At 37.6% G+C, this 12,238-nt stretch carries 12 protein-coding genes; 10 read left to right on the forward strand and 2 right to left on the reverse strand.

Annotated features, from left to right (window positions below):
- Positions 1 to 112 precede the first annotated feature (112 nt).
- From groES to LMB56_RS03985, 8 genes are all read left to right on the forward strand, one after another.
- Positions 113 to 397 carry a co-chaperone GroES gene (groES, locus tag LMB56_RS03950; RefSeq protein WP_003666368.1) on the forward strand — a complete coding sequence of 95 codons (285 nt, stop codon included), beginning with the start codon at positions 113 to 115 and terminating at the stop codon, positions 395 to 397.
- Positions 398 to 488: 91 nt separating this feature from the next.
- On the forward strand, positions 489 to 2,117 hold the full coding sequence (gene groL, locus LMB56_RS03955) for a chaperonin GroEL (RefSeq protein ID WP_003667426.1): 1,629 nt from the start codon (positions 489 to 491) through the stop codon (positions 2,115 to 2,117).
- 93 nt (positions 2,118 to 2,210) lie between these two features.
- Positions 2,211 to 2,699 carry a prolyl-tRNA synthetase associated domain-containing protein gene (locus tag LMB56_RS03960; RefSeq protein WP_122480751.1) on the forward strand — a complete coding sequence of 163 codons (489 nt, stop codon included), beginning with the start codon at positions 2,211 to 2,213 and terminating at the stop codon, positions 2,697 to 2,699.
- An 81-nt stretch (positions 2,700 to 2,780) separates the two neighbouring features.
- Positions 2,781 to 4,391 carry an APC family permease gene (locus LMB56_RS03965; protein WP_122480752.1) on the forward strand — a complete coding sequence of 537 codons (1,611 nt, stop codon included), beginning with the start codon at positions 2,781 to 2,783 and terminating at the stop codon, positions 4,389 to 4,391.
- Positions 4,392 to 4,475: 84 nt separating this feature from the next.
- The gene (locus LMB56_RS03970; RefSeq protein ID WP_229283617.1) at positions 4,476 to 6,314 is read left to right on the forward strand and encodes an APC family permease; all 1,839 of its coding nucleotides are present in this window, start codon (positions 4,476 to 4,478) and stop codon (positions 6,312 to 6,314) included.
- 26 nt (positions 6,315 to 6,340) lie between these two features.
- The gene (locus LMB56_RS03975; protein ID WP_003667430.1) at positions 6,341 to 6,601 is read left to right on the forward strand and encodes a hypothetical protein; all 261 of its coding nucleotides are present in this window, start codon (positions 6,341 to 6,343) and stop codon (positions 6,599 to 6,601) included.
- A gap of 119 nt (positions 6,602 to 6,720) precedes the next feature.
- Positions 6,721 to 7,131 (forward strand): MarR family winged helix-turn-helix transcriptional regulator, encoded by a 411-nt coding sequence (locus LMB56_RS03980; RefSeq protein ID WP_122480753.1) that lies wholly within the window; start codon positions 6,721 to 6,723, stop codon positions 7,129 to 7,131.
- Positions 7,131 to 8,516: an MFS transporter gene (locus LMB56_RS03985; RefSeq protein WP_229283622.1), complete on the forward strand. Its 1,386-nt coding sequence runs from the start codon at positions 7,131 to 7,133 to the stop codon at positions 8,514 to 8,516. Before LMB56_RS03980 ends, LMB56_RS03985 begins: the two co-directional genes overlap by 1 nt.
- Positions 8,517 to 8,586: 70 nt before the next feature.
- Here LMB56_RS03985 and LMB56_RS03990 read toward each other — a convergent pair whose 3' ends face one another.
- Positions 8,587 to 9,237: a nitroreductase gene (locus LMB56_RS03990; RefSeq protein WP_122480755.1), complete on the reverse strand. Its 651-nt coding sequence runs from the start codon at positions 9,235 to 9,237 to the stop codon at positions 8,587 to 8,589.
- 139 nt (positions 9,238 to 9,376) lie between these two features.
- Between LMB56_RS03990 and LMB56_RS03995 the strand changes: the two genes are divergently transcribed.
- Positions 9,377 to 9,781 carry a winged helix-turn-helix transcriptional regulator gene (locus tag LMB56_RS03995; protein ID WP_122480756.1) on the forward strand — a complete coding sequence of 135 codons (405 nt, stop codon included), beginning with the start codon at positions 9,377 to 9,379 and terminating at the stop codon, positions 9,779 to 9,781.
- A gap of 92 nt (positions 9,782 to 9,873) precedes the next feature.
- Here the strand turns inward: LMB56_RS03995 and LMB56_RS04000 are convergent, their stop codons facing one another.
- Entirely contained in the window at positions 9,874 to 10,506 is a 633-nt protein-coding gene (locus tag LMB56_RS04000; protein WP_122480757.1) for a YigZ family protein, read from the reverse strand.
- Positions 10,507 to 10,869: 363 nt separating this feature from the next.
- Between LMB56_RS04000 and LMB56_RS04005 the strand changes: the two genes are divergently transcribed.
- Positions 10,870 to 12,099 (forward strand): IS110 family RNA-guided transposase, encoded by a 1,230-nt coding sequence (locus LMB56_RS04005; RefSeq protein WP_229282092.1) that lies wholly within the window; start codon positions 10,870 to 10,872, stop codon positions 12,097 to 12,099.
- Positions 12,100 to 12,238: the final 139 nt, after the last annotated feature.

Raw genomic sequence — 12,238 nt, forward strand, 5'->3', positions numbered from 1 at the left:
AAAGTGTTTTTGTTGCATTTTGAAGAGAACATGTTATATTTAAACATGTGGTTAGCACTTGAAGAGTTTGAGTGCTAAAAATAAAATTTATTAACAAGATGGAGGGATTAACGTGTTAAAACCATTAGGAGATCGCGTTGTTCTAAAAGCTGAAACTGAAGAAGAAAAGACAGTTGGTGGAATTGTCCTTGCTTCCAATGTGAAGGAAAAGCCAACTACTGGAAAGGTTATTGCCGTTGGAGAAGGTCGTACTTTAGAAAACGGACAAAAGCTTGCTCCAGCTGTTAAGGAAGGCGACCGCGTATTATTTGATAAGTACGCAGGCAACGAAGTAGAATACAACGGTGAAAAGTTCTTAGTTGTTCATGCTAAGGACTTAGTAGCAATTGTTGAATAGTTAAATAAGCGAATTAAGAGCAGGAGACAGAAAGAATAAAATTCCTTCACCGTCTCTTTTAAATAATAAATTTAATTTTGAGGTGACATAAATGGCAAAAGAAATTAAGTTTTCTGAAGATGCACGGAGCGCTATGCTCAGTGGTGTTGATAAATTAGCTGATACTGTTAAGACAACGATGGGTCCAAAAGGACGGAATGTTGTTTTGGAACAAAGCTATGGCACACCAACTATTACTAATGATGGTGTAACTATTGCTAAGAGCATTGAACTTGAAAACCAATTTGAAAATATGGGTGCAAAGTTAGTAGCCGAAGTTGCTTCAAAGACCAACGATATTGCCGGTGATGGTACTACAACTGCTACTGTTTTAACTCAAGCAATTGTTAATGCTGGTATGAAGAACGTTACCTCTGGTGCAAACCCCGTTGGTATTCGTCGTGGTATTGACAAGGCTACCGAAGTTGCTGTTGAAGCTTTGAAGAAGATGTCACACGATGTGAAGACAAAGGATGATATCGAACAAATTGCTTCTATTTCAGCTGCTAATCCAGAAGTTGGTAAGTTGATTGCTGATGCAATGGAAAAGGTTGGCCATGATGGTGTAATTACTATCGAAGATTCTCGTGGTGTTGACACTAGTGTTGATGTTGTTGAAGGAATGAGCTTTGATCGTGGTTACATGTCACAATACATGGTAACTGATAACGACAAGATGGAAGCAGACCTTGACAACCCATATATTTTGATTACTGACAAGAAGATTAGTAATATCCAAGACATTTTGCCATTGCTTCAATCAGTTGTTCAAGAAGGCCGTGCGCTCTTGATCATTGCCGATGACATTACTGGTGAAGCATTACCAACTCTTGTATTGAACAAGATTCGTGGTACCTTTAATGTTGTTTCTGTTAAGGCTCCTGGCTTTGGTGACCGTCGTAAGGCTCAACTTCAAGATATTGCTGTTTTGACTGGTGGTACAGTTATTTCTGACGACCTTGGGATGAGTCTAAAGGACGCTACTGTTGATCAATTAGGTCAAGCAAACAAGGTTACAGTTACAAAGGATACTACTACTATCGTTGATGGTGCTGGTTCAAAGGAAGCTATCCAAGAACGTGTTGACCAAATTAAGCAAGAAATTGCTAAGTCAACTTCCGACTTCGACAAGGAAAAGCTTCAAGAACGTCTTGCAAAGCTTTCAGGTGGGGTTGCCGTTGTTAAGGTTGGTGCCGCAACTGAAACTGAATTGAAGGAAAAGAAGTACCGGATTGAAGATGCCTTGAACGCTACTCGTGCTGCTGTTCAAGAAGGATTTGTTCCTGGTGGTGGAACTGCTTTAATTAACGTAATTCCTGCTCTTGACAAGATTGAAGCCGATGGTGATGAATTAACTGGTATCAATATTGTTAAGGCTGCCCTTGAAGCACCAGTTCGTCAAATTGCTGAAAACGCTGGTGTTGAAGGCTCTGTTATTGTTAATGAATTAAAGAATGAAAAAGAAGGCATTGGTTACAACGCTGCAGATGGCAAGTTTGAAGATATGATCAAGGCTGGTATTGTTGACCCAACAATGGTTACCCGTTCTGCTCTTCAAAACGCTGCTTCCGTATCAGCATTGCTTCTTACTACTGAAGCGGTTGTTGCTGATAAGCCAGATCCAAATGCTAATAACCAAGCTCCTGCTGCTCCACAAGGCGGCATGGGCGGTATGATGTAATACCATTTGACTAAAATTTAATTTTGTGGGCAGAAAAGATTCTAATGTTTGTTTTTTCAAATGTTGGGATCTTTTTTTGTTGGAGGAAAATCAATGACGAAAAATGCGACCAGTGTCTATAAATATTTAGACAACGAAAAAATAAACTATCAAATTGTTACTCATCCCCCAGTCTATACAGCGGAACAAGCAGACAAGTATGTTCAAGAATATCAATTTGCTCGCACGAAAAACCTTTTTCTAAAAAATAAAGCTGGCTATTATTTAGTTACAATCTTAGAAAATAAGCGTCTCAATATGAAAAAATTGAAAGAGAATCTATCGACTAGTCGGTTTTCATTTGCCCGTCCAGAAGAATTAGCTATGAAGTTAGGAATAACAAGTGGGGCTGTTTCACCTTTTAACTTGTTTAATGATAAACAACATCGGATTACCTTTATTATTGATGCTGATATTCTTAAAAATGAAAAATTAATAGGTTGTCATCCAAACGATAATACTGCCACTGTAATTTTAGGAATAAAAGATTTACTTCAAATAATAAAGCAGAATGGTAATCCAGTTAAGGCGGTTCAACTATAAAGTTAATCTAAAAATCTTAAATTGTGGTAAAGTAAATTAGTATTAATTTTTAACCAAACTATAACTGAAAGGAACTAAGAAATGGAAAAAATGAAGTTCCAGAAGATAACGCTATTTTCTGGTGTAATGCTTGCCTTAAATTCCTTAATTGGTTCAGGATGGTTGTTTGGTGCCGGAACTGCTGCAAAGGTTGCGGGACCAGCTGCTATTTTGTCATGGATCTTAGGAGCAATAATCATTATTAGCATTGCCCTTACTTATGTTGAATTAGGGGCGATGTTTCCAGAAAGTGGAGGAATGAGTCGTTATGCTCAGTATAGCCATGGTCCGTTTTTAGGCTTTATTGCTGCATGGGCAAATTGGATTTCATTAATCACTTTAGTCCCAATGGAAGCCGTGGCTTCAGTTCAATATATGAGTTCGTGGCCGTGGGCATGGGCAAACTGGACCCACCACTTTATGAAAAATGGTAATATTACAACTCCTGGATTGTTGGTTGTATTTGCCTTTATGCTGGTTTTTACTTTGATCAATTTCTGGTCGGTAAAATTGATGACTCGCTTTACTAATTTAATATCAATTTTTAAGATTTTATTACCAACATTAACAATTGTGATGCTTATTGCGGCGGGTTTTCATCCTAGCAATTTTGGTCATAGTGTAACTACTTTTATGCCATATGGCAGTCGATCGATCTTTGAAGCAGCTGCTATTTCTGGAATTATTATGTCTTATGATGCCTTTCAAACGGTAATCAACATGGGGGGAGAAATGATTAATCCTCATAAAAATATCGTGCGAGGCGTATTGATTTCAATGATTATTACCGCTGTGATCTATGTCATGTTACAAGTTGCTTTTATTGGAGCGATTGATCCGAACTTATTAGCGCAAAAAGGATGGCATGGGATTAACTATACGTCTCCATTTGCTGATATTGCGATCCTGCTGGGGATGAATTGGCTTGCAATTTTACTATATATGGATGCTTTTGTTTCACCATTTGGAACAGGGGTTGCGTTCGTGGCGACTGCCTCACGAGCATTAGCAGCAATGACTCATACCGGACATTTGCCCCAATGGTTGGGACGGTTAGAACGGCGCTACATGATTCCGCGGTTTGCAATGGTTGTGGATCTGATTTTAGCAGTGGTAATGGTTAGTCTCTTTAGAAATTGGAGTTTGTTAGCCACTGTAATTACTGGTTCAACTTTAATTGCTTATCTTACTGGGCCGGTTACTGTAATGTCGCTTCGTAAAATGGATGCTAATTTAAAGCGGCCGTTTCATCCACATTTTATGTCCTGGTTAGCGCCATTTGCATTTGTCTTGACGAGTCTTTCAATTTATTGGACAATGTGGCCAACAACTGTTCAGGTAATTGGGGTTATCTTATTAGGCTTACCAATTTATCTTTATTATGAAGTTAAGTATCGTCACGCATCAGGGCTACGTGACTTACGCAATAGTTATTGGATGTTGGCTTATCTTGTTTTTATCTCAATAGTTTCTTACATTGGGAGTGAAGGATTTGGCGGCAAGGACTGGTTGAAGTACCCATGGGATTTTGTTGTTATTATCATCTGCTCGCTAGGATTTTACCGGTGGGCTGTGGCTAGCCGGATGAAAAAAATCGATCCTGCGGCAGAAAAGGTTAATGCCAAGGTAAAGATGCCAGAAAAAGATCAATAGATATATTTGTAGGTTGCAAAATTAAAGAATAAATTGTAGTATTATCACCTACTTAAAAAGTGTAAAAATCAAAGGAGAAATAGTATGTGGCGCTATTTGAAACGTGTTTTAATCGGGAAACCGTTAAAAACCCTTGATGAAGGGCAAACACACTTAACTAAATTTAAAGCATTAGCCATGCTTTCTTCTGACGCAATATCGTCAGTAGCATATGGACCAGAGCAAATTACAACTGTTCTGGTAACTTTATCTGCAGCAGCAATCTGGTATTCAATTCCGATTGCGGCAGTTGTGTTGGTCCTTTTGTTAGCTATCACGTTATCATACCAACAAATCATTCATGCCTATCCTAGTGGTGGTGGTGCTTATGTCGTTGCCACACGGAATTGGGGGAGTAATGGAGGATTATTTGCTGGAGGATCATTACTAGTTGACTATATGTTAACGGTGGCCGTTTCAACGACATCTGGAGTTGAAGCGATTACTTCGGCAGTTCCTGCTTTATATAAATTTTCAATTCCAATCGGGACCGTTATCGTCCTTTTAATCATGTTTATGAATTTACGGGGAATGAGTGAAAGTGCAAACTTCCTCACAATTCCGGTATATTTCTTTGTTATTATGATGATTGTGATGGTAGTGTGGGGTGGCTATAATATTGCCACTGGTCATATTCATTACCGGGCAATTGTCGATTATGGAACACCGGTATCGGGAATGTCATTTGTTTTGCTTATTCGGGCATTCTCGGCTGGTTCATCATCCTTAACTGGGGTAGAAGCCGTAAGTAATGCTGTTCCTAACTTTAATAAGCCTAAAGAAAAGAATGCATCAACTACCCTGGCAATTATGAGTGCTATTTTAGCGTTCTTCTTTATTGCCGTTATCTTCTTTAGCTTTTATCTGGGGGTAGTTCCTAATTCACGGACAACAATTCTCTCCCAAATGGCCGCGCAAATCTTTGGTGGACATGGGCTAGGTTTTTACTTGTTGCAACTTTCAACTGCAATGATTTTAGCAGTTGCTGCTAATACTGGTTTCTCAGCTTTTCCAATTCTTGCCTTTAATATGGCCAAAGATAAATATATGCCGCACGCGTTCATGGATCGTGGGGATCGGTTAGGCTACTCTAACGGAATTATTTCCTTGGCGATTGGAGCAATTATTTTGATCTTGATCTTCCATGGTCAGACTAATATGTTAATTCCGCTTTATGCAGTAGGGGTATTTGTTCCATTTACTTTATCTCAATCTGGGATGATTATTCACTGGTTTAGAGAACGAGAAGGTTTCTGGTTAGGGAAAGCCTTTATTAACCTAGTTGGGGCCTTGATTTCATTTATTCTTGTTATTTGTTTGTTCTGGCAACACTTTGCAAATGTTTGGCCATACTTAATTATCATGCCGCTGCTTTTATGGATGTTCCATTCGATTCACCGGCACTATGTAAAAGTAGCCGCTCAATTGCGGGTTGCTGAAAAGACGAAAGTCCAATTACATGATTACGATGGCGCAACGGTGATTGTTTTAGTTGGTAATGTAACCCGAGTAACTCGTGGTGCAATTAATTACGCTCGGTCGATTGGTGATTATGTTATTGCCATGCATGTTTCGTTTGATGAAAACCCAGGCAAAGAGCATAAAACAGCAAATGAATTTAAAGCTGAATATCCAGACGTCCGTTTTGTTGATATTCACTCTTCGTACCGTTCAATCGCAAAGCCAACGTTACGTTTCGTTGATGTGATTGCAAAACGGGCAGAAGCAAGAAATTATTCGACAACTGTTCTTGTTCCGCAATTTATCCCTAAGCATCCATGGCAATTGGCCTTGCATAATCAGACCAGTGTTCGTTTGCGGGCGTTATTGAATTCCCGAGAGAACATTATTGTTGCTAGTTATAACTACCATCTTCAAGAATAGTTTATTAGAGAGAAAGTATTGATTTAATGAATAAAAAGCAACTATTATGGGGACTTTTGTTTGCAATTGGCCTATTTATGGCAGCAAGTTATACCATTGATAATCGTGGCTTTCATTCTGGAATATATGGTATCATTGGCTGTGCTTTAATCTTAATTGCGTATGCAGGAATGAATTGGGAAAAACTGCAATCAAAAGATCGGCATACGAGAAAAATTTTATTGCTTTTAAGCAGTATTTTAGGGATTATCATTGTCCTTGATATTGCTGAAATAATTTTAGGATAATTAAATAAAGCTTATTGAAGAGATTAGGTGACATAAGCCTAGTCTCTTTTTATATTGACTAATAATCTAAATCATATTATCCTTTTTGTTAGTCGACTAACAAAAAGGAGAGATAAAAATTGCTAATAGGTCGTTTAGTAAAACAAGCTAACAATGCAATGAATCAAGAAATGAATGCATTCGCGCAACAGTATGGATTGACAGGGACGCAAATGTCGATTATTGATTTTTTAACGCATTTCCCGGGAAATAGTTGTGATCAACACCAAATTGAAAATGAATTTGGAATAAAGAGATCAACCACTACTATATTGCTTCAACGAATGGCAAAGAAAAATTTGATTGAACGCTATCCGTCACCAGAAGATCGCCGTCAAAAAATCGTTACTCTTACTGCAGAAGGCCAAAAATTATCTTCAGATGTAAGTGCGTATATTACACAATACGAAGAGAAATTAAAAGCAGACTTTAGTGAACAAGACATTTCGAAAATAAAACGATTCTTATCAACGATGATAAAGGAGAAATGATGAATACGAATACTGAAAAAATTTCCGCAAAGGTTATTGCAGCGATTGTGGCAACTGGATTAATGTCATTTTGTGGGGTAATAGTTGAAACTTCAATGAATGTAACTTTTCCGATCCTAATGCGTGAATTTTCAATTACTACTAATCAGGTTCAATGGATGACTTCCATTTATTTGCTCTTGGTTGCAATCATTGTTCCCTTATCGGCAATTTTAAAAAGTTCTTACCGAACAAAGACACTTTTTACAGTTGCAAGCTTATTTTTTATTGGTGGAATAATTATTGATGCACTGGCACCGTCATTTTGGTTGCTTTTAGTTGGTCGTGCAATTCAGGGGATAGGGACTGGAATTGCATTACCATTGATGTTTAATATCATTATGGAGCAAGTTCCAACAGGTAAAATTGGCTTCATGATGGGAATTGGTAATCTTATTACTGGAGTTGCCCCAGCGATTGGTCCTACTTTTGGTGGAATCATTGCCAGCAAGCTTAACTGGCGGTGGGTGTTTTATTTATTGATTCCACTTTTAATTATTTCATTTTTACTTGGTGAATGGGGAATTACCCAAAAATCACCAATTAAAAAGCAACAAATTGATATTTTTAGCATGTTAATGATCGTATTCATGTTCTGTGGCTTTGTAACAGGATTTAGTAACCTGGGAAGTCAAGCATTCATGACCTTTTCAGTTGGCGGTGCATTGTTAATCGGGATCTTAGGAATGGGACTTTTTATTTGGCGTTCATTAACCCTAAAAGAACCAATTTTACAATTACGATTATTTAGAAATAAAAAATTTTCTGGGCATGTTCTTGGCTTCTTTTTAACTCAACTTATTTCTTTGGGGTTTGCGTTCCTTTTACCAAACTATATTCAATTAGTAAATGATAATAGTGCAATGACGGCTGGCTTGATTGTCCTCCCGGCTGGGTTTATAGGCGCGATATTTGCACCATTGGGAGGACGCATTTTGGATAAGTTTGGTGCTCGCAAGCCTATTTTAATTGGTACTTCATTATGTCTAATTGCACTTATTGCTTTTACAATCTATGGGCAGCATTTAACGAATACATTTATTGCGCTTGTTTATATTCTCTATATGGGTGGAATGGGGATGTGCATGGGTTGCGTAATGACAAGTGCACTAACCGTTGTTGGTAAAGCAAAGCAATCGCAAGGAAATGCAATCCTTAATACTTTGCAGCAATTTGCAGGGGCAATTGGGACCTCATTAGTAGCGATGGTTGTTGCAGCAAGTCAGAGTCATCTCCACACGACTAGGCGTATCTCTACGGCAATTGGTACTCAAGAAGCTTTTGGCATGTTAACGATTTTTTGTATTATAATTTGGATAAGTTACTATCGAAGTGTAAAAAACTGAATAAACGGGAATCGTGAAAAAATTGTCTCACGATCCCCGTTTGGTAGTAAGTATAATAGTCTTTGAAATATTAATATTTAATTGTAAGGAAATCAGAGTTATTCATTCGTTTAGAACGAAAATCGTTAATTAATGCATTATCTTTTTTGTAGCCTAAACCAATTCCTATACCAAAGATATAATTATTATCAACGTCAAGAATATCATGAAGATCTTGCGGATACTGAACAAATTCAGCAGCTGGAATCGAATCTATTCCTATACTGGTAGCAGCCAGCATTAAGGTTTGTCCAAAAGCACCTAAATCATAAGCCGACCATAATGAAGGAGAATTCGGTAACAGTAAATAAGCAACACTAGGAGCATTGAATAAATGTGCAGAATCTATAGCCATTTGTTCAGCATTTTTGCCAAGAAAAGTTCTGAGACTATTAGACCAAATTGTAACATTTTGTTGTCCTTGTTTCCCCATTCCAGTTCGATGGAGTGGCGGGAACTCGGATTGACCAGGAATACCATTCAATAAAGCTTGGTAATGACGTTCTTTAATTTTCTCAAGTGTTTTTCCGGTTGCAACAACTACTTTCCATACTTGATCATTTGCCCAGGATGGTGCCATTTTAGCCATATCAATGATTGTATGAATGTCTTTTGTGCTTACAGATTTGCTACTAAAATCTCTTGTTGAATGACGGTTATAAACTGTTTCTTTAAAATTCATTTTACATTATCCTTTCTGGTATATTCTTGTTGTATGTTATTATATGGCTGATACTAACAAATAGTAAGAAGATACTTTAAGGTGGGTAACGTACTTTAAAGTAAGAATTATATGATAAGAATGAAAAAGGGGAAAGCTTATGACGAAAATAACAATTAATAAAGATGAGATTTGTCCTTGCGCAGTAACCTTAGCTCTTTTAAGCAGTAAATGGAAAATTTTGATCATAAGAGAATTATTATTGAGTAAATCACAACGATATAATTCACTGAAAAAGAAGATAGTTGGAATTAGTCAAAAAATGCTAACACAAAGTTTGAAAGAAATGGAAAGAGATGGTTTGGTGTCTCGAAAAGTATATCCAGAAATACCACCCCATGTTGAATATAAATTAACAAAATTAGGTGAGAGCCTTGAACCGGTAATCATGTCTTTAAATGAATGGGGTAAAAATTTTATTCATGATAGTGATTTAGCTTACTTGAATGAGCGATTCGATTTGAGTCTTCCCAAAAATAAGTGGTTGAAAACGATAGATGAATGAATACAAAAGCAGTCAGGAAAAGTAAAGTTTCCCCGACTGCTTTTGTGCCTAAATATAATAAAAACTAATTACGCTTATTTCCTAACTTTTTATTAATATGGAATTTCGTTAAAGCGCTGATCGGCTTCAGTTATTTGAAGCTGATCGTTAAAACGATTAATGAGCTTCTCTTTGACATCTTTTAAGTCCGTTTCGTTTACATAAATACTTGTTTCAACATTAACCCCGTACTCCTCATCGGCAACCTCAAGATTGTTCTCCTTGAGGTAGTAAAGAAGAGGATCGTGAAGGGCATAGGTAACAGTGATTTTTAGAATTTCTTGCTTGATTCGTTGAACGAGACCAGCTTGGTGAATTGCTTCAGTAGTTGTATTGCTATATGCCCGGATGAGGCCACCTGCGCCTAGTTTAATCCCGCCAAAATAACGAGTGACCACCGCTACGACATTGTGAATTTTTGCAAGTTTAAGTGATTCAAGGATTGGAATTCCCGCTGTTCCACTTGGCTCGCCATTATCACTTTCTCGCTGGATCTGGTCGTTGTCACCAATCATGTATGCAAAGCAATTATGAGTAGCTTTTTTATTGGCTGTTTGAATGCTGGCAATAAACTGTTGAGCTTCTTCTTCTGAGGAGACACGGGCAATGGAGCAAATAAATCGTGATTTTTTAATTGTTTGCTCATAAGTGGTGTTACTAGCAATTGTTAAATATGGTTCTGTCATTTTTAAACTTCCTCGTATTCTATAAATATATCCTTACGGATTTTGCTACATTACAACTTGTTTTCTGGTCACCGCATGATAACCTCTAATTATCATTGGCTTTGGTCAACTGGTATAGGTTAATACCTCCTGTAGTTTTTAACTACTTATGAAGTCTGCCGCCCAGCCAATCTACTGATTTTCGAACTCACATGCTGTATCGATTAGATAGTTTACTAATTCAGAGTAGGATTAGGTGCAGCTTTAACTCTCTAACCAATGAATACTGATACTTGCGAGGATGTTTTTAGTGATTGTAATTAGGGGCTATCATGCAGTGATCAGATTAAGACCAGTAAATTTTAATGAAAGGAGGCCATTCCAATGAAACTTTTTGTCGGTATTGACGTTAGCTCAAAAGATTTAGTAACTTCAATGATTTCTGAAGAAACAACTGAAGTTGTTTTCCATGGTAACTTTGTTAATGATTTGAAAGGCGCAACAGAATTAAAAAACATGATTATCGATACGGCGAATTCAAATCATCTCGACCAAGTTGTGATTGGCATGGAAGCCACTTCCATTTACAGCTTTCACCCAGCAATGTTTTTCCAAGAAGACTCGGACCTTAAAAAGTTCAATACACAATCCGTGGTTATCGATCCTAAGAAAACTAAGCGCTATCATGATGTCTTCGCTGAAGATAAAAATGATCAAATCGACGCTTTTTACATTGCTGACTTCCTACGTGTTGGACGCTATTCAGTAGGGATTGTTCGTCAAGAGAACTACATTGCCCTGCAACGCTTAACGCGTTCCCGATATGAGCTTGTTCAAAGCTTAGCTCGGGCTAAGCAACACTTTATTGAGAACCTATACTACAAGCTCAATAAATTAGTAATTTCTGATGAACTGAATACTTCTATCTTTGGTTCAACGATGATGAGTCTGCTAACTGAAGATATGACTACTGATGACTTACTTAATCTTTCGATTACTGATTTAGCCGATTATCTGAATGAACACGGCCGGGGTCGCTTCGCGAACCCTGAAGCCTTGGCGAAAATAATTCAAAAGGCAGTTCGTGCTTCTTATCGTTTAGACAAAGTAATTGCTAATTCAGTTGATACAGTTCTCTCCGTTTATGCCGAGGAAATTAAAGCTTTTCAGAAGATGATTAAAGACCTCGACAAAGCAATTGAGAAAGTAGTTCAAGTAACTGATGAAGAACAGATTTTGCGCTCCATTCCCGGAATTGGACCAGTATACGCTGCTGGTATTTTAGCTGAAATTGGTCAAATCGAACGATTTGATAATGAAGCTAAATTGGCTAAATATGCTGGGCTTTCCTGGCGAGAAAAGCAGTCCGGAGCTTACGCTAGTGATAATACTCCGCTCAAGAGAACTGGTAATGCTTATCTTAGATACTATTTGGTTGAAGCTGCCAACAGAGTTAGAATCCAAGATCCAGTTTTTGGTGAATATTATCGGCGTAAATATCAAGAAGTAAAGCATACCCCATCAAAACGCGCTCTCGTCCTTACCGCACGTAAACTTATTAGGGTGATTTTCTTCCTACTCAAAAATCATCAAATCTATCAGGAAAAGAGGTAATTGGTATAGGAAGATAAACTGATTCTCGACGCTTAGCTTTTAAAACACCTTGGGATCAAGGCTTATTTAAGTGCGTCAAAAATCTGGTCAAAACAAGTTTGTCAGTGATAATTTTATCTTGACTTATTACCACATGACT

The organism is Limosilactobacillus reuteri (genome assembly GCF_020785355.1).
In the GTDB taxonomy this organism is placed as follows: Bacteria; Bacillota; Bacilli; order Lactobacillales; family Lactobacillaceae; genus Limosilactobacillus; species Limosilactobacillus reuteri_I.

Bases quoted from the DNA above. Each gene is read 5' to 3' on its own strand.
- groL (WP_003667426.1), top strand. From the start codon at position 489: ATGGCAAAAGAAATTAAGTTTTCTGAAGATGCACGGAGCGCTATGCTC.
- LMB56_RS03960 (WP_122480751.1), top strand. From the start codon at position 2,211: ATGACGAAAAATGCGACCAGTGTCTATAAATATTTAGACAACGAAAAA.
- LMB56_RS03965 (WP_122480752.1), top strand. From the start codon at position 2,781: ATGGAAAAAATGAAGTTCCAGAAGATAACGCTATTTTCTGGTGTAATG.
- LMB56_RS03970 (WP_229283617.1), top strand. From the start codon at position 4,476: ATGTGGCGCTATTTGAAACGTGTTTTAATCGGGAAACCGTTAAAAACC.
- LMB56_RS03975 (WP_003667430.1), top strand. From the start codon at position 6,341: ATGAATAAAAAGCAACTATTATGGGGACTTTTGTTTGCAATTGGCCTA.
- LMB56_RS03985 (WP_229283622.1), top strand. From the start codon at position 7,131: ATGAATACGAATACTGAAAAAATTTCCGCAAAGGTTATTGCAGCGATT.
- LMB56_RS03990 (WP_122480755.1), bottom strand. From the start codon at position 9,237: ATGAATTTTAAAGAAACAGTTTATAACCGTCATTCAACAAGAGATTTT.
- LMB56_RS03995 (WP_122480756.1), top strand. From the start codon at position 9,377: ATGACGAAAATAACAATTAATAAAGATGAGATTTGTCCTTGCGCAGTA.
- LMB56_RS04000 (WP_122480757.1), bottom strand. From the start codon at position 10,506: ATGACAGAACCATATTTAACAATTGCTAGTAACACCACTTATGAGCAA.
- LMB56_RS04005 (WP_229282092.1), top strand. From the start codon at position 10,870: ATGAAACTTTTTGTCGGTATTGACGTTAGCTCAAAAGATTTAGTAACT.